The sequence below is a fragment of the Sphingomonas sp. genome, from assembly GCF_019635455.1.
GTDB lineage: Bacteria > Pseudomonadota > Alphaproteobacteria > Sphingomonadales > Sphingomonadaceae > Sphingomonas.
In genome coordinates, this window is the sequence record NZ_JAHBZJ010000001.1 from 59,493 (window position 1) to 77,350 (window position 17,858).

The window sequence follows — 17,858 nt, forward strand, 5'->3', positions numbered from 1 at the left end:
GGAACAGCGGTTCGGCCGGCGAGATGCGCGGCGATGATTGCCCACCGCATGACGATCTGCGAGACGTTTTCCCGGCTGCGGTGAGACGATCGGCGATGCGACAGGCAAATCATCAGCGATCCGGTCGCGTGATCTCGCTCGGCCGGCTCGCGCTGGCGGCGGTGTTCCTCGCCTGCATCACCTTTCTGCCGTCGCCGTTCGACGACGCCTATGGCAAGTCCGTATTCTACCTGATCGCGGGCTACACGCTTTTGGCGATCGCCTATCTGGCGCTGACCTGGCGCGACTGGTGGGTCGAACATGCGACGGGCGTTGCCGCGCATGCCATCGACATCGCGGTGTTCACGCTGACGGTCCTGCTGACCGAGGGGTTCAGCAGCCCTTTTTTCAGCTTCTTCACCTTTCTGCTGCTCAGCGCGATGATCCGCTGGGGATGGCGCGGCACCGCGGTGACGGGAATGCTGGTCCTGCTGCTCTATTTCGGTGCGGGCGCGCTCGCCATGGTGATGGGGACCGGCGACCTGGAAATCAGCCGGGTGGTCTTCCGCGTAACCAATCTCATGGTGCTGCCGCTGCTGCTCATCTGGTTCGGCATCAACCAGGGCGACCGGCCGACCGGTGAGATCGAACTGGCTGGCCCCGGCCCCGCCCTGGCCGGCCCGCCGCCCTTGCGTGAGGCACTCGAACATGTGCGCCACTTCACCGACGCTCAGGCCGTCCGCTTGCTGTATTCCGAAGCCGACGAACCCTGGCAGCGGCTGTTGACGCTCACCGCCGACGGGTATCGCGAACAACAGCTCGACCCCGGTGAGATCGAACCCTCGGTGACGCCGGAACTCGATAATGCCTTCTTCATCTTCGATAGCGGGCGACGGCGCGCGCTTCGCCGGGAGGGGACCCGTGCGCGACGCCTTCGTCCAGGGGAGGCGCCGGTGGCGGCACCGCTGCTGGCGGACATGCCCATTGCGAGCGGCCTGTCCTTTCCGGTCCGTTCCGAACTGTATGAAGGGCGATTTTTCGTCTTCGGCGTTCCCGGGCTTTGCGCGGATGATCTGCGCGCCGGCGAACGCCTGGCGGAAACGGTATCGCGCGCGCTCGAACACCGGTCGCTGATGAGCTTTCACGAGGAGCGGACCGCCACCCGCACCCGCCTCGCCTTTTCCCGCGATCTGCACGACGGCGTCGTTCAGCTGCTCGCCGGAACGGCGCTTCGGCTGGAGGGCGTGAAGCGTGCCGCAGCGGCCGGGCGCCCGGTCGATGAGGATGTCAGCAACCTTCAGGCGGAGCTTTCGGCCGAACAACGCGCGCTCCGGCGCCTGATGGGTCGCATGCGCGCGGATGTACCGGCCGATCGCATCGTCGATCTGGACGGGTCGGTCGCCGAGCTGATCGCGCGCATGGCGCGCCAGTGGCCCGTGCGCTTCGAATTCGAAGGCGCACGCGGCCTTCTGGCCCCCGCGACGATCGCGCACGAAATCCACCAGCTTCTGCGCGAGGCGATCGCCAATGCCGTGCGCCATGGCGGTGCCGACCGGATCAGCATCGTCATGGCGCACGCGTCCGGCACGCTCACCACCCGCGTCAGCGACAGCGGTTCGGGCTTCGATCCCGCGCTGGGCGGGGCGATCCCATGGTCGCTGGAGGAGCGCGTTCGCGCGCTGGGCGGGACCATTCGCGTCGAGAGCGATTCGACGGGATCGCGTATCGCCTTCTCCCTGCCCGTGGAGCTTGCCACATGACCCGCCTGCTGATCGCCGACGACCATCCGATCATGATTTCCGGCCTGCAAGCCGCGCTTCGCGACACCGGGTTCGATATCGTGACGACCGCGAGCACCGGCGAAGAGGCGCTGGCGCGGCTCGACGCGCGGATCGACATCATCATCCTGGATCTGCGCATGCCCGGAATGAACGGGATCGAGGTGCTGCGCACGCTGCGCGATCGCGCGGACCCGCGTCCGGTGGTGCTGCTCACCGCAGAGCTTTCCGACAGCCTGTTGCTCGACGCACTGGCGCTGCGGGTGAACGGCATCGTGCTCAAGGACCGGGCGCAGGAATCGCTCATCACCTGCCTGGAGCGGGTGCGTGGCGGCGAGCAATCGATCGACCCGGACCTGCTCAGGCACGCGCGCGAGGTCACCGAACGGCTGGAACGGGAGGCCGATCCGCTCGCCGCGCTCAGCCGGCGGGAACGCGAGATCGCGGGGCATATCGCCAAGGGCCAGCGCAACCGCGAGATCGCCGAGCACCTCGGGATCACCGAAGGCACGGTGAAACTGTATCTGCACCGCATCTATGGCAAGCTGAACGTCACCAGCCGCATCGAACTGGCGCTCATCACACGCGGCATTTTCGAGGACGAATAGCGGCCGACCGGCGAGGCGGCGTCCGGCTCCGTCCCCTTACGCGCCGGCGGCCGTCAACCGATCAAGCTGTTCGGCAGTCAGGGTCAGATCCCATCCGCCGATCAGCGTGTCCAGCTGTTCGACGCTGGTCGCGCTGGCGATCGGCGCGACGACGCCGGGTTGCGCGCGAAGCCAGGCCAGCGCGATCTGCGGCAGGCCGGCGCCGGTTTCCGCCGCCACGGCGTCCATCGCCGCGAGCACATCGCGGCCCTTGCCGTCCAGCAGCGCCCGTACATCGCTTCCGCGCACGCTTTTCTCCAGGTCCGATGCGTCGCGATATTTGCCGGTAAGGAAACCGGCGGCGAGGCCGTAATAGGGCAGCACTCCGATATTATGCTGTACGCACAGGTCCTGAAGCTCCCCCTCGAACCGGTGGCGGCGCACCAGATTATATTCGGGTTGCAGCGCGCGATAATGCGGCAGCCCGTCGCGCGCCGCGATGTCGAGCGCGGATTTGAGGCGGGCCGCGGAAAAGTTGGACGCGGCGATATTCCTGACCTTTCCGGCGTCGATCAGCTTGCCGAATGCCGCCAGTACCTCTTCCTGCGGCACATCCTCGTCATCCTTGTGCGCATAATAGAGGTCGATGGTTTCGACGCCCAGCCGACGGAGCGACGCGTCGCACGCCGCCGCGATACGGGCGGGAGCCAGCTTCTCGCCCCCCTCGCCGGGCAGCATGCCGACCTTGGTCGCGACAGCGATCCGCTTGCCACGCGCCTTCATCCACTCGCCGATGATCGTTTCGGATTCGCCGCCGCGATGGCCGTCCACCCAGGCGGAGTAGACGTCGGCGGTATCGACCAGCGTGCCGCCGGCATCGGCGAAGCGGTCAAGCAGCGCAAAGCTGGTCTCACGGTCGGCCGTCCAGCCAAAGACGTTGCCGCCGAACACCATCGGCGGGGTGTGAAGATCGGTAACGCCGATGGCGCGCATGGTTTATTCCTCGGCTGACGGAGTCTGGGCAGGTTGCGGGGCGCCGGCGTCCGTTTGCGGGTCGGGCGATTGCGCGTCAGGCGCGGTCGCGTTGACGTCCAGCGTATCGGCTGCGGCGTTCAGTTGCGCGGCCTCCCCCGCCGTCACCCCGGTCGAATCGTCGGTCCCGTCGCATGCCGTCAGCAGCAACAGCGTCAGCGGAAGCATCAACATCGCGCGCATCGAGTCTATCCGGTAAAAGGGGAGCCGCCCGGATCCGGACGGCTCCGCCGAGCTTATTTCTTGAGTTCGGTTTCCGCCGCGTCGGCGGCATTATCGACCTTGTCCGCGCCCGAATCGATCGCGTTACCGGCACGGTCGATGGCGTTCTCTGCGGAACCCAGCGCGCGGTCGGTCGCCGATTCGACGTCATTGGCGGCTTCGGTCATCGTCGCATTGGCATCGGCACCCACGGCCTCGGCCGCCTCTGCGGTTTCATTCTGCGCCTTTTCGCTGCATGCGGCCAGGCCAAGCGCGGCGACGGCGGCGAGCGGAAGAAGGACTCGTTTCATGCAATCTCCTATCGGTTGCGGTGCGCCCGTTCCGGCGCGCGCGGGAGCCAGTCTAGGGTCGGAGCGCGCCGACGGCAATCGCCGCCCGACAGCCCTTCCCCCGGCCTTCCCCCGGCCTTCCCCCGGCCTTCCCCCGGTTCCCGCTGTCCAACGAACACGATCCCGAACGGTTTCGTTGACGCCATATAAAGATATCTTTATATCTTTCAGCGAGTATCGTTGCTAGGCCCGCCCGCATGAAGATCGCCCTTGAAAGCTTCCGCGCCCTCGCGGATTCGACGCGGCTGCGCATCGTCGCGCTGTTGCGCTCGATGGAGCTTTCGGTCGGCGAACTGGCGCAGGTACTGGGCCAGAGCCAGCCCCGCGTTTCCCGGCACGTCAAGATTCTGTGCGACGCCGGCCTGGCGGAGCGCCGCAAGGAAGGAAGCTGGGTCTTCGTCGCGCTGGGCGATCCCGATCGCATTGCGCCCGTGCTTGCCGCGATGGATGCATGGGGGGCGAACGAATCCGATCATTGGGCGGTCGCCGACAGCGCACGGCTCGCCGCCGTCCGCGCCGATCGCGCCGCCGCCGCCGCCGAATGGTTCGAAACCCATGCCGGCGAATGGGATGCGATCCGGTCGCTTCATATCGCCGAGGAGCAGGTCGAGGCGGCGATGGCGCTCGCGCTGGGCGACCGGCCGATCGACCGTCTGATCGACATCGGCACCGGAACCGGCCGGATGCTCGAACTGTTCGCGCCACGCGCCGGCCGGGCGATGGGGATCGACCGTTCGTCCGAGATGCTGCGCCTCGCCCGCGCGAAGCTGTCCGAACAGGGGTTGGGCAATACCGAATTGCGCCAGGCCGATCTATACGCGCTGCCGATGGCGGACGGCGAAGCCGATGCCGCGATCCTGCATCACGTGCTCCATTTCGCGCAGCAGCCCGGCGCCGCGATCCGCGAGGCGGCGCGGGTGCTCGGCGCCGGCGGACGGCTGCTCATCGCCGATTTCGCGCCGCATGACCGCGAGGAGCTGCGCCTGCGCGAAGGCCATGCGCGGCTCGGCTTTTCCGACGAACAGATGCTTGGATGGTTCGACGCGGCGCATCTCGCGCCGGTGCGCACCGAAACGCTGCTGGGCGGCGAACTGACCGTGAAACTATGGCTCGGCCGAAAGGCCGGGGAGAAACTGGGCAAGGTGAAAGCAGCATGAATCTGGTTCTGGACCCGCAGGCACCGCTGTTCGCGGACGTGGCGGGCGATATCGATGTGAGCTTCGAATTCTTCCCGCCCAAGACGGAGAAGATGGAAGAGACGCTGTGGGAGTCGATCCAGACGCTCTCGCCGCTGGGTCCGCGCTTCGTTTCGGTGACCTATGGCGCGGGCGGATCCACCCGGGAGCGGACGCATAACACCGTCGCGCGGATCGCCCGCGAAACGCCGATCGCCGCTGCCGCGCATCTGACCTGTGTCGAGGCGACGCGCGAGGAGATCGACGCGGTCGCGAACGAATATTGGGCGGCCGGCGTGCGCCACATCGTCGCGCTGCGCGGCGATCCGCCGACCGCCGGCGCGAAATATGCGACGCATCCGGGCGGCTATGAAAATGCCGCCGCGTTGGTCGCCGGTCTGCGGCGGCTGCATCCGTTCGAGATTTCGGTCGCCGCCTATCCCGAATGCCACCCGGATTCGCCCGACGCGACGCACGATCTCGACAATCTCCGGCGCAAGATCGATGCGGGCGCCAATCGCGCGATCACGCAATTCTTTTTCGAGCCCGATACCTTCCTGCGCTTTCGCGACGATGCGGCGGCGGCGGGCATCGACGCCGAAATCGTTCCCGGCATCATGCCGGTGATGAGCTTTGCCGCCGTGCAGAAGATGTCGGCAATGTGCGGCACCGCCGTTCCGGGGTGGATGGCGCGCCTGTTCGACGGGCTGGACGATCGCCCCGCCGCGCGCCAGCTGGTCGCCGCGACGCTGGCGGCGGAACTGTGCCGCAAACTCTATGCCGGCGGCGTGCGCCAGTTCCACTTCTACACCCTCAACCGCGCCGAACTCAGCTACGCGATCTGCCACCTGCTCGGCGTGCGCCCCACCGATCCCGCCAAGGAGAAAGCGGCATGACCGCACGTGAGAAATTGCTGGCCGAGGCCGCCCGGCGCATCCTGATCACCGACGGCGCGTTCGGCACCGAGATCCAGAACTGGAAGCTGGACGAGGCCGCCTATGCCGGCACGCTGGGCCTGTCGCATGACCAGAAGGGCAATAACGACATCCTGGCGCTGACGAAGCCCGAAGTGCCGGCAAGCATCCATCGCGCCTATTTCGAGGCGGGCGCCGATATCGCCGAAACCAACACCTTTTCCGCAAACCGGATCAGCCAGGCCGATTACGGCGCCGAACATCTGGTGCGCGAGATCAATGTCGAGAGCGCGAAGCTCGCCCGGTCGATCGCCGACGAGTTCGAGGCAAAGGATGGGCGCCCCCGCTTCGTCGCCGGCGCGCTCGGCCCGACCAACAAGACGTTGTCGCTCTCCCCCGACGTCAACGATCCCGGCTATCGCGAGATCGACTTCGACACGCTGAAGGACGTGTATCGCGAACAGATCGACGCGCTGGTCGAGGGCGGCGTCGACTTCATCCTGATCGAAACGGTGTTCGACACGCTCAACGCCAAGGCGGGGATCATGGCGGCGATCGAAGCGGGCGAGGCGCTGGGCCGCGACCTGCCGATCATGCTGTCGATGACGCTGACCGACCTGTCGGGCCGCAACCTGTCGGGCCACACGGTCGAGGCGTTCTGGGCGGCGGTGCGGCATGCCAGGCCGGTGACGATCGGCCTCAACTGCTCGTTCGGTGCGGAGCAGCTGCGCCCGCACGTCGCGACGCTTTCCAAGCTCTGCGACACGCTCATCATGGTCTATCCCAATGCCGGCCTGCCCAACGAACTGGGCGCCTATGACGAGGCGCCGGTGACGACCGCCGGGCTGGTTCGCGAATGGGCGGATCAGGGGCAGGTCAATGTGCTGGGCGGCTGCTGCGGATCGACCCCGGCCCATATTCGGGCGATTGCGGACGCGGTAGCGGCCCTCCCCCCGCGCGCGGTGCCGACGCCTGCGGTGCGCACCCGGCTTGCCGGCCTTGAGCCGTTCACGATGGCGGCCTGAACCTATCCGCCGCCGCCCCCGCCGACACCAATTCGGGACGTCCTCCGCGATGAAGGTCTGCCCGGCGATATTTCTGGATTTGCAATGACATCGACCCCCGCCTCCACAAACTTCGTCAATATCGGCGAGCGCACCAACGTCACCGGATCGGCGAAGTTCAAAAAGCTGATCATGGCCGGCGACTATACCGCCGCGGTCGAGGTCGCGCGCCAGCAGGTCGAGAACGGCGCGCAGGTGATCGACGTCAACATGGACGAGGGCCTGCTCGACGCGCATGAGGCGATGACCACCTTCCTCAAGCTCATCGCCGCCGAGCCGGACATCGCGCGCGTGCCGGTGATGATCGACAGCTCCAAATGGGATGTGATCGAGGCGGGGCTGAAATGCGTCTCCGGCAAGCCGATCGTCAATTCGATCAGCATGAAGGAGGGCATCGACCAGTTCCTGGAACACGCCCGCAAATGCATGGCCTATGGCGCGGCGGTCGTCGTCATGGCGTTCGACGAGACGGGCCAGGCGGACACCCAGGCGCGCAAGATCGAGATCTGCGAACGCGCCTACCGCGAACTGATGGGCATTGGCTTCCCGCCCGAGGACATCATCTTCGATCCCAACGTCTTCGCGGTCGCGACGGGGATCGAGGAGCACAACAACTACGGCGTCGACTTCATTGAGGCGGTGAAGGTCATCAAGGCGCGCTGCCCGCACGTCCATTTCTCGGGCGGCCTCTCGAACCTGTCGTTCAGCTTCCGCGGCAACGAACCCGTGCGCCGCGCGATGCACAGCGTCTTCCTCTATTACGCGATCCCCGCCGGGCTCGACATGGCGATCGTCAATGCCGGCCAGCTCGACGTGTACGACACGATCGATCCCGGGCTGCGGACCGCGTGCGAGGATGTGATCCTCAACAAGGATCCCGAGGCGGGCGACCGGCTCGTCGCGCTGGCCGAAAAGTTTCGCGGCACCGATGCGGTGGCGGAGAAGCAGGCGGCCGAATGGCGCGGCTGGGCGGTCGAAAAGCGGCTCGAACACGCGCTGGTCAAGGGCATCGACCAATATGTGGTCGAGGATACAGAGGAATGCCGGCTGAAGGCCGACAAGCCGATCGAGGTGATCGAAGGCCCGCTGATGGACGGGATGAACGTCGTCGGCGACCTGTTCGGATCGGGCAAGATGTTCCTGCCCCAGGTGGTGAAATCGGCGCGCGTGATGAAAAAGGCCGTCGCGCACCTCCTCCCCTATATCGAGGCGCAGAAAGAGCCGGGCGCGAAGGGCAAGGGCCGGGTCGTCATGGCCACCGTCAAGGGCGACGTCCACGATATCGGCAAGAACATCGTCGGCGTCGTCCTGCAATGCAACGGGTTCGAGGTCGTCGATCTGGGCGTCATGGTTCCCTGGTCCAACATCCTCGCCGCCGCCAGCGAGAATGACGCCGACATGATCGGCCTGTCCGGCCTCATCACCCCCAGCCTGGACGAGATGGTGACGGTCGCCGAGGAAATGCAGCGCGCGAACATGACGATGCCGCTGCTGATCGGCGGCGCGACGACATCGAAAGTGCATACCGCGCTCAGGATCGCGCCCGCTTATTCGGGGCCTGTCGTCCATGTCCTCGACGCGAGCCGCGCGGTCGGCGTCGCGACGACGCTGGTCAGCGACACGATCCGCGACGATTACGTGGCCAGGATCGCCGACGAGTATGAAGCCGTCCGCGTCGCCCGGGCGAACAAGGGGCAGAGCGAGCTGGTCCCGCTCGCCTCTGCGCGTGACAATGGGTTCGATGCGGACATGGCGCTGAAGCCCGGCCGCCCGCGCATGCCCGGCGTCCACCCGTTTCCCGACTGGGATCTGGCGGACCTGCGACGCTATATCGACTGGACCCCGTTCTTCCGCGCGTGGGAGCTTGCCGGCAATTATCCGGCGATCCTTGACGATCACGTGGTCGGCGAGAGCGCGACCAGCCTCTTCAACGATGCGCAAAAGATGCTCGACCGCATCATCGCGGAAAAGTGGCTGACCGCGCGCGGCGTGGCGGGCCTGTGGCCGTGCCGGCGCAAGGGCGACGACATCATCGTCCATGTCGAGGACGAAAAGCACGTCACCCTGCCGATGCTTCGCCAGCAGATTCAGAAGCGCGAGGGCCGTGCGAACATGTGCCTTGCCGACTTCATCGATCCCAATGGCGACTGGATCGGCGGCTTCGCGGTCTCGATCCACGGCATCGAACCGCATCTCGCGCGGTTCAAGGCGGCGATCGACGACTATTCGGATATCCTGCTGAAGGCGCTTGCCGACCGTCTCGCCGAAGCCTTTGCCGAGCGGCTGCACCAGTTCGTGCGCACCTCGCTCTGGGGCTATGCCGAGGGTGAACAGCTCGACAATGCGGCGCTGATCCGCGAGCAATATCGCGGCATCCGCCCGGCCCCTGGCTACCCCGCCTGCCCGGAGCACAGTTTGAAACCGATCCTGTTCGACATGCTCGACGCGCACCATGCGACCGGCATCTCGCTCACCGAAAGTTTCGCGATGCTGCCGACGGCGGCGGTCAGCGGCTTTTATTTCGGCCACCCCCAGGCGGAATATTTCGGCGTCGCCCGCATCGGCCGCGACCAGCTTGAGGAATATGCAGTGCGGCGCGGGGTGAGCATCGAACAGGCGGAGCGCTGGCTGCGGCCCAATCTGGACTGAGATTCGACCGGCATCCGGCCGGGCGGCGGCGACCGCGATTGCCTTTTCGCCGCCGCTGCCTAACCTCGCCCCATGCGGTTTCGTCAGCTTGAGGTCTTTCACGCCGTCTATGTCCACGGCTCGATCAGCGCGGCGGCGCGCGCGCTTGGCGTGTCGCAGCCGTCGGTGTCAAAGACGCTGCGCCATGCCGAGGACGGGCTGGGCGTCACGCTGTTCCACCTGTCGCGCGGGCGGTTGATCCCGACCGACGAGGCACATGTGCTGATGCGCGAGGCGGGCGACGTGTTCGAGCGGCTCGACACGCTGCAACAGACCGCCCGCAATCTCAGCCGTGCCGGGGGCGGACATATCCGGCTGGGCATCGTTCCCAGCCTCGCGCTCGACGTGCTGCCCCATGCCCTCGCGCAATTCCGGCGCGACTGGCCCCAGGTCACGTTCGAAGTGCATACCCGGCACCATGACGATCTGGTCCGCGCGCTGATCGAGCGTGAGATCGATCTGGCGATCGCCTATGCCCCCCCTTCCCATCCGCGTCTGGCCAGCGACGTGCTGGGCGAGGGAGAGATGGTCATCCAGTTTCCGGCCGGCATGTTCCGGGCGCAGGGTGATCGCCTGCCGCTGACCGAACTCGCCGACCGGGACGTCATCGGCGTTTCGGCGGCGGGGCCGGTGGGCGACGTGTTCACCCGCGTCGCGCAGGAGGCGGGCATCGCGTTTCGCGAACCGGTGTCGGTCCAGACATTCTTCATCGCCGCCCGGCTCGCGCAGCTGGAGGGCGCGGTTGCGGTCGTCGATGAATTCACCGCCCGGGCGTTGCAGGCGCCCGGGTTCGCGACCCAGCGCGCCGACCCCCCGCTCCGCTTCGCGATCAGCTGGACGACGCTGGAGGAGCGCCGCCCCGCCGGCGCGATCCGCCGCTTCCTGCGCACGCTGGAAGAAGTGCTCACGGCAAGCCGTGCGGAGCAGCCATAACCGTCATTTATGGAATTCCCATTGAAACCATGCTGGCGCCATTTCGGGCGGCGGATAGGTTCGCATGTTCCGGCGCAGGGGAGCACCGGAACCGGGGAGATCGGGGCTGACCAGTCGGGCCAACGCCGCATGCTCGCGATGAGCGGCGCGCAGGATATCATCGTCATCGGCGCGGGCGTGGTCGGCATGGCGACCGCGCTGACGCTGGCTGACCGCGGCCACCGCGTCACCGTCATCGACGGTGCCGAAGGGCCGGGTCTCGGCACCTCCTTCGCCAATGGGGCGCAGCTGAGCTACGCCTATACCGACGCGCTCGCCAGCCCCGGCGTGCTGGGCGAGCTGCCGCGCCTGGCGCTCGGGCGGGACCCGGCGTTTCGTCTTCGGCTGCACCTCGATCCCGATTTCCTGCGCTGGGGCCTCGCCTTCCTGCGCAACTGCGCCATCGACCGGTTTCAGCGGAACACGATCGCCGGCCTCGCGCTCGCCGCGCGCGCACGCGACGCGCTGGAAGAGCTTACGCAGCGCCACGCGCTCGATTATGCTCAGGCGATGCCGGGCAAGATCCATCTCTATCGCTCCGCCGCCGCGCTGTCGGGCGCCGAACGGATGGCCGCGCTGAAGGCACGCTATGGAGTGCGGCAGGAGGTGCTGGATCCCGACGCCACGGTCGCGCACGAACCCGCGCTGGCGCCGATCCGGCATGACATCGCCGGCGCGCTCCACACTGCGGGAGAGGCGGTGGGCGACCCGCATCTGTTCTGCACCGAAGCGGCGGCCGCGCTTCGACGCCTCGGCGGCACGCTGCGCTTCGGGACGCGGGTCGCGCGGATCGTCGAGGACGGGGCGACGCCCGCGATCATCCTCACCACCGGCGAACGGATCGGCGCCGATCGCGTCGTCCTTGCCGCCGCCACCGGATCGGTCGCGCTTGCCCGCTCGCTGGGCGTGCGTCTGCCGATCCAGCCGGTGAAGGGATATTCGATCACCGCGCCGATCGGCGCCGCCACACCGCACGCCAGCATCACCGACGCCGCCAACCGGGTCGTCTTCGCGCGGCTGGGCGACCGGGTACGGATCGCCGGTCTGGCCGATCTGGGCGCGCGCGACACTACGGTCGATGGCAAGCGGCTGGCGGCGCTGATCGCATCGGCCCGCGCCGCGCTGCCCGGTGCGGCGGACTATGGACGGATCGAGATGCGCTGGGCCGGATTGCGCCCGATGACGCCGAACTCGCTGCCGATCACCCGGGCGATCGCGCCGGGCGTCATCGCCAATTGCGGCCACGGTGCGCTCGGCTGGACCTGGGCTGCGGGATCGGCGCGCGAGGTCGCGGACCTGATCGGGGGCCGGACATGAACCGCCGCATCGCCCTCATCCCCGCCATCGCGCTGTCGCTGGGCGGCGCGGCGCCGCAGCCCTCCCCCGATGGCATGAGGCTGGACCTCATCATCGCCAATGGCCGGGTCATCGCGGGCGACGATGCGCGCCCGCGTATCGCCGACATCGGCATCGCCGGCGATCGCATCGTCTTTGTCGGCACGCGGCCCCGTGGCGTCACCGCCGCCCGCATCATCGACGCGCGCGGCCTGGACGTGACGCCCGGCCTGATCGACCCGCACACCCATAGCGGCCCCGACGCGCTGGCCGCCGATCCGGACCGCCGCGCGCTGCCCAACCATCTGTTGCAGGGGGTGACGAGCATCGCGATCGGCAATGACGGCGGGGGATCGACCGATCTGGCCGGCCTGTTCGCCCGGCTGGCCGCGAACCCCACCGGTCCGAACGTCGCCAGTTTTGCCGGGTTCGGCGAAATCCGGCTGAACGTGGTGGGCGAGCGGGATCGCCCACCCGCCGGGGTCGAGGTGCGACGGATGCAGGCGCTGACGCTCCGCGCGATGTGCGACGGCGCGCTCGGCCTGTCGACGGGGCTGTATTATGCGCCGCAAAGCTATGCGAAGACCAATGAGGTCGCACTGCTGGCGCGAATTGCGGGTCGGCATGGCGGCATCTACGAAACCCATCTGCGTGACGAGGGCAGTTCCTCGATCGGGCTGATGGCGGCGATCGACGAGGCGATCTCGATCGCGCGTATCGGCGGCCTTCCGCTGCATATCGCGCATATCAAGGCGCTGGGCGCGGACGTGCAGGGAACCGCGCCAAAGGTGATCGCGCATATCGATGCGGCACGAAAGGGCGGCCTGCGGATCACCGCCGACCAATATCCCTGGGAAGCCTCCAGCACCGCGCTGGCGGCCGCGATCGTGCCGCGCTGGGCGCAGGACGGCGGCGCCGGCGCGATGGTCGAGCGGCTGAAGGCGATGACGCCCAGGCTGCGCGCCGACATGGCCGAACAACTGCGCATCCGCGGCGGACCGAACGCGATCCTGATGGTCGGGGGCGCCCAGAAGGGGCAACGGCTCGACGCCATCGCGCGCGCATGGAAGCTCGACCCGCTCGACGCCGCCGCGCGCCTGCTGATCGCCGAGCCGGCGGCGTTCATCGCCAGCTTCAACATGGCGCAGTCCGATATCGACGCCTTTGCGCGCCAGCCCTGGGTGGTCGGCTCATCCGACGCGACCGGCGGGCATCCGCGCCGGATGGGCAGCTTCGCCCGCCGCTGGCGCCTGTTCGTGCGCGAAAAGAAGCTGATGAGCGACGTCGCGTTCGTTCAGCGTTCCTCGACCCTCACCGCGCGCATCCTGGGCATCCGCGATCGCGGCGTGCTCGCGCCGGGCAAATTCGCCGACATCGCGATCTTCGATCCCGCGACCTATGCCGAACGCGCGACCTATGACGCGCCCGACCTGCCCTCGGTCGGGGTCGCCTATGTCATCGTCAACGGACGCGTGGCGGTCGATCGGGGGCGGCTCACCGGCACGCTCGCCGGTCGCCCCTTGCCCAAGCCTCGTCAACCCGGATGGAAATGCCCCGCATGACGCAAACGCCCGCCGCACAACCCGCCACGCCGCCCCGGCGCTCAGGCGGCCCCTTTCGCTGGTGGTTCGGCATCGCCCTGTGGAAGCGCATCCTGGGCGCGCTGGTGCTCGGCGCCGCGGTCGGGCTGGCATGGGGTGAGGGCGCGACCGCGATCGGCTGGATCGGCGAGCTGTTCGTACGGCTGATCCGCATGCTCGTCGTGCCGCTCGTCTTTCTGACGATCGCGTCGGGCGTCGCCGCGCTCGCCGATCCCCGCCGGCTCGGCAGTATCGGGGTCCGGACGCTGGGCATGTACGTCTTTTCCAGCGCGCTGGCGGTGGTCACCGGGCTGATCGTCGCCAGCATCATCGCCCCGGGCGCGGGCGCGACCTTTGCCGACGCCATCCCCCGCGCGGTGACCGCCCCCACCGACACCGCGCGCTTCTTCATGGAAATCGTCCCCGACAATCCCGTCGCCGCGATGGCGGAGGGCAAGACGCTGTCGGTGATCTTCTTCGCGATCCTGGTCGGCGCGGGCGTGATCGCCGCGGGCAAGGGCGCGGAACCGGTGCGCGCCTTCCTCGCCAGCGGGTCGGACGTCATGCTGAAGATCGTCGGCTTCGTCATGGAAACGGCGCCGATCGGGGTGTTCGCGCTGATCGCGGTCGTGATGGGAACCACCGGCCCGTCCAGTTTCCTGGCGGTGCTTAAGCTCGGGATCTGCGTCGTCGTCGGTTCGGCGGTGGTCACGTTGCTGATCCACACGCTGCTGATCGTCCGCATCATCGGCTGGATGCCGATCGTCCCGTTCCTGCGCGGCATCGCGGACGCGATCATGGTCGGGTTCTCCACCGCGTCCAGTTCCGCGACCCTGCCCGTCGCGATCCGGGTGGCGGAACGCAATCTGGGCGTGTCGCCGCCGATCGCGTCCACCGTGCTGCCGCTGGGCGCGACGATCGGAATGGACGGCGCGGCGATGTATGTGGCGATGCTGACGCTGTTCACCGCGCAGGCGTTCGGGGTCGATCTGTCCGCCGCCGACTATCTGGTCATCGCCGCGACGACCACCATCGTCGCGATGGGGGTCGCGCCGGTGCCGTCGGGATCGCTGTTCGTGCTGGCCGCGGTGCTGCACGCGATTGGCGTCACGCCCGAACAGACCGCGATCGTCGTCGGGTTCGTGCTGCCGTTCGACCGGATTCTCGACATGACGCGGACCATCCCCAACGTCACCGTCGATCTCGCCACCGCGGTGGTGGTGGCCAAATGGGAGGGCGAACTGGATCAAGAGGCGTTCAAATCCGCCCGCGATCTGGCATAGCGGTGGCGATGCGCCTTCGATCCTTCACCTTCGCCCTTGCACTGGCCGCACTCGCCGGTTGCGCGCCCCGCCCCGCCCCGCAGGCTGAGGCCCCGCCCCCCGCCATAAGCGCGCCGACGACCGAGCGGCAGGCGTTCGTCGCCGCCGCGCACCCGCTCGCGGTAGAGGCCGGCCTCAACGTTCTGCGCCGGGGCGGCAGCGCCGTCGATGCCGCCGTCGCGATCCAGGCGATGCTGAGCCTGGTCGAACCGCAAAGTTCGGGCATGGGCGGCGGCGCGTTCATGGTCCGCTACGATGCGAAGACCAGGGCCGTCACCGTGTATGACGGGCGCGAAACCGCGCCTGCCGGCGCCACGCCCGACATGTTCATGGGCGCCGACGGCAAGCCGCTGCCCTTCGCCACCGCCGTGCTGTCGGGGCGCGCGACCGGCGTTCCCGGCGCGGTCGGCATGCTGGCCCGCGCGCAGAAGGAACATGGCCGCCTGCCGTGGCGCGACCTGTTCGATGACGCGATCGCGACCGCGGACAAGGGGTTCACCGTGACCCAGCGGCTCGGCCGCATGCTCGCCGGCCCCTATCCGCAAAATGCCGCCCCGGACGTCATCGCCTATTTCCGGAACGATCGGGGGGAAAGGATCCGCGCCGGCGATACGCTGCGCAATCCGGCCTATGCGGCGTTCCTGCGCCGGCTTGCCGCACAGGGCAGCGACGCGCTCTACAAGGGCGAAACCGCGCGCCGCATCGTCGCGCGCGTGGCGCAAGGGGCGTTGCCCGGCACGATCACCGAAGCCGATCTGGCAGGCTATCGGCCGGTCGAGCGCACGGCGATCTGCAACCCTTATCGCGTCTATATCCTCTGCGCGCCGCCCCCGCCCTCGTCTGGCGTCGGCCTGCTGCAATTGATGGCGATGATCGAGCGGACCGATATCGGCGCGCGCGGTCCCGCCGATCCGCTCGCCTGGGTCAAATATGCCGAGGCCAGCCGGATCATGTACGCCGATCGCGACGCCTATGTCGGCGATGTTCCCGGCGTGCCGGTGAAGGGCATGCTCGACGCCGCCTATGTCGCCAGCCGCGCCGCGCTGATCGGCGACATGGCCGGTCCGCCGCCGACCGCCGGTACGCCGCCGGGCGCCAGGTCGGCGCGGATCGATGCCACCAACGAAGTCCCCGGCACGTCGCACTTCATCGTCATCGATGGCGAGGGCAATGCGGTGTCGATGACCACCACAGTCGAGAGCATTTTCGGCAGCGGTCGCATGGTCGATGGATTTTTCCTCAACAACCAGATGACCGATTTCTCGTTCGTTCCCACCGGCCCGAACGCCGTGGCCCCGGGAAAACGGCCGCGTTCGTCGATGGTGCCGACCGTGATCCTGCATCCCGATCACCGGCTCGCCGGCGCGGTCGGGTCGCCGGGGGGCAATGCGATCCTCGCCTATGTGTCGAAGACGCTGGTCGGGATGATCGACTGGAAATTGCCCGTGGCCGACGCGATCGCGCTGCCGAACCTGGTCGCGCGCGGCAGCAATTTCAACGGCGAGGCCGACAAGTTCGCTCCGCCGCTGCTGGCGGCGATGGCGGCGCGCGGCGTCACCGTGCGCTCCGGATCGGGTGAGGATTCGGGGATCCAGGCGGTGCTGATCCATGACGGCCGGTTCGATGGCGGGGCCGACCCCCGGCGCGACGGGATCGTCCGCACGATCGCCGTCCCGGCGCGATAGCTCCGGCCGTCTAGCGCAGCGCCGTCACCCGCGGATCGGTCCCGCATGCCGCCAGACGCGCGTCGGCGACCGGCGGCGGCGGCGGGGTCACGGCCGGAATGTCCCAGGCGCGCCCGATATTCTGTGGCGCGAACCTTCCGGACGTGTCCCCCGCGCATGCCTGAAGCGCGCGCAGCATCCGGGGCGGCGTCCAATATCCCTCCCACGACAGGCGGAACGTCCCCCAGTGGATCGGCAGCGTCGTCGGGCGTCCAAGCCGGTTCCAGACGCGGATCGCATCCATCGGGCCGATATGGCTGCCGATCCCCATCTGCCCCTCCTGAAAGCGGAATGCGCCGATCGGCAGCATCGCGAAGCGGATCGGGCCATAGCCCGCCGCCGCGTCCGCCCAGCGATAGTCGCCGGCCCCGGTATCGCCGGCAAAGAAGATATTCCCCCCTGGCAGGCGGATGACGAAGCTCGACCACAGCGCCCGGTTGCGATCGGCGAACCAGCGGCTTCCCCAATGATGATTGCGCGTCGCCACGACCTCGATCCCGTCGCGAACCGGAACCCGCCTTCCCCACTCCACCCCCCGCGCCGCGATCCCGGCGGTGCGCAATATGGTGTCGTTGCCCAGGCTGGTGACGATCAGCGGACGGTCCCGCGCCCACAGGCGCTTGAGCGTCGTGAGGTCCATATGGTCATAATGATTGTGGCTCACCAGAACGAGATCGATCTTCGGCAGCCGTTCGAACGCGATGCCGGGCGCCGCAACCCGGCGTGGGCCGAACCTGTCGAACGGCCCGGCCACGTCGCTCCAGATCGGGTCGGTGAGGATGTTGAGGCCATCGGTCTGGATGAGCACCGTGGCGTGACCGACCCAGGTGACGCGCATCGCGCCGCCCTCCACCCGCTCGGGCGGTCGATCCTGTTCCGTCCCGATCCGCGCGGGCCATTCGGGCCGATCATCCCCGGCGAGATAGCGCAGCAGAAATCCGGACCGGTTTCCGCCCGTCGGCGGGCGCACCGTATCCTCGCCATCCGGATTGAAGAACCGCGCGCCGTCGAAATGGCCGCTCACCGCGCCGCGATAATAGATGCGGTCGAGGAACTGCGGCGCGGCACTGGCGACCAGGCAGAATGTGATGATGAGCCAGAGGAGGATTTGTCCGGCCCGGAGCAGAGCCGTCTTGAACGCGTGCATCCCACGCTAT

Annotated in this window: 15 protein-coding genes; 11 read left to right on the top strand and 4 right to left on the bottom strand. The window is 68.0% G+C overall.

Translation table 11 applies throughout. The features are described 5' to 3' along the window. The first annotated feature begins 95 nt into the window (after positions 1-95). Positions 96-1,739: an ATP-binding protein gene (locus tag KF783_RS00310; protein WP_294075896.1), complete on the top strand. Its 1,644-nt coding sequence runs from the start codon at positions 96-98 to the stop codon at positions 1,737-1,739. Next, positions 1,736-2,365 (top strand): response regulator transcription factor, encoded by a 630-nt coding sequence (locus KF783_RS00315; RefSeq protein WP_294075897.1) that lies wholly within the window; start codon positions 1,736-1,738, stop codon positions 2,363-2,365. The genes KF783_RS00310 and KF783_RS00315 overlap by 4 nt, the downstream gene beginning before the upstream one ends. Positions 2,366-2,401: 36 nt before the next feature. Here KF783_RS00315 and KF783_RS00320 read toward each other — a convergent pair whose 3' ends face one another. From KF783_RS00320 to KF783_RS00330, 3 genes are read right to left on the bottom strand one after another with little or no spacing between them, the layout of a single operon-like run. Then, complete coding sequence (locus tag KF783_RS00320; RefSeq protein WP_294075898.1) at positions 2,402-3,337, bottom strand: aldo/keto reductase; 936 nt, start codon at positions 3,335-3,337, stop codon at positions 2,402-2,404. Between the two features lie 3 nt (positions 3,338-3,340). Further along, on the bottom strand, positions 3,341-3,559 hold the full coding sequence (locus KF783_RS00325) for a hypothetical protein (protein WP_294075899.1): 219 nt from the start codon (positions 3,557-3,559) through the stop codon (positions 3,341-3,343). 53 nt (positions 3,560-3,612) lie between these two features. Then, positions 3,613-3,888 carry a hypothetical protein gene (locus tag KF783_RS00330; protein ID WP_294075900.1) on the bottom strand — a complete coding sequence of 92 codons (276 nt, stop codon included), beginning with the start codon at positions 3,886-3,888 and terminating at the stop codon, positions 3,613-3,615. Between the two features lie 236 nt (positions 3,889-4,124). Here KF783_RS00330 and KF783_RS00335 point away from each other — a divergent pair, with 236 nt between their 5' ends. From KF783_RS00335 to KF783_RS00375, 9 genes are all read left to right on the top strand, one after another. Then, on the top strand, positions 4,125-5,084 hold the full coding sequence (locus tag KF783_RS00335; RefSeq protein ID WP_294075901.1) for a metalloregulator ArsR/SmtB family transcription factor: 960 nt from the start codon (positions 4,125-4,127) through the stop codon (positions 5,082-5,084). Next, the gene (gene metF / locus KF783_RS00340) at positions 5,081-5,998 is read left to right on the top strand and encodes a methylenetetrahydrofolate reductase (protein ID WP_294075902.1); all 918 of its coding nucleotides are present in this window, start codon (positions 5,081-5,083) and stop codon (positions 5,996-5,998) included. Before KF783_RS00335 ends, metF begins: the two co-directional genes overlap by 4 nt. Then, on the top strand, positions 5,995-7,041 hold the full coding sequence (locus tag KF783_RS00345) for a homocysteine S-methyltransferase family protein (protein ID WP_294075903.1): 1,047 nt from the start codon (positions 5,995-5,997) through the stop codon (positions 7,039-7,041). The genes metF and KF783_RS00345 overlap by 4 nt, the downstream gene beginning before the upstream one ends. Positions 7,042-7,125: 84 nt before the next feature. Further along, positions 7,126-9,729 carry a methionine synthase gene (gene metH, locus KF783_RS00350; protein ID WP_294075904.1) on the top strand — a complete coding sequence of 868 codons (2,604 nt, stop codon included), beginning with the start codon at positions 7,126-7,128 and terminating at the stop codon, positions 9,727-9,729. A gap of 72 nt (positions 9,730-9,801) precedes the next feature. Next, on the top strand, positions 9,802-10,701 hold the full coding sequence (locus KF783_RS00355) for a LysR family transcriptional regulator (protein WP_294075905.1): 900 nt from the start codon (positions 9,802-9,804) through the stop codon (positions 10,699-10,701). Between the two features lie 129 nt (positions 10,702-10,830). After that, entirely contained in the window at positions 10,831-12,057 is a 1,227-nt protein-coding gene (locus KF783_RS00360; RefSeq protein ID WP_294075906.1) for an FAD-dependent oxidoreductase, read from the top strand. After that, entirely contained in the window at positions 12,054-13,637 is a 1,584-nt protein-coding gene (locus tag KF783_RS00365; RefSeq protein ID WP_294075907.1) for an amidohydrolase family protein, read from the top strand. The genes KF783_RS00360 and KF783_RS00365 overlap by 4 nt, the downstream gene beginning before the upstream one ends. Next, on the top strand, positions 13,634-14,938 hold the full coding sequence (locus tag KF783_RS00370; RefSeq protein WP_294075908.1) for a dicarboxylate/amino acid:cation symporter: 1,305 nt from the start codon (positions 13,634-13,636) through the stop codon (positions 14,936-14,938). The genes KF783_RS00365 and KF783_RS00370 overlap by 4 nt, the downstream gene beginning before the upstream one ends. A gap of 8 nt (positions 14,939-14,946) precedes the next feature. Next, positions 14,947-16,662, top strand: a complete 1,716-nt coding sequence (locus tag KF783_RS00375; protein WP_294075909.1) for a gamma-glutamyltransferase family protein — start codon at positions 14,947-14,949, stop codon at positions 16,660-16,662. A 10-nt stretch (positions 16,663-16,672) separates the two neighbouring features. Here the strand turns inward: KF783_RS00375 and KF783_RS00380 are convergent, their stop codons facing one another. Next, entirely contained in the window at positions 16,673-17,848 is a 1,176-nt protein-coding gene (locus KF783_RS00380) for an MBL fold metallo-hydrolase (RefSeq protein ID WP_294075910.1), read from the bottom strand. Between the last annotated feature and the right edge of the window lie 10 nt (positions 17,849-17,858).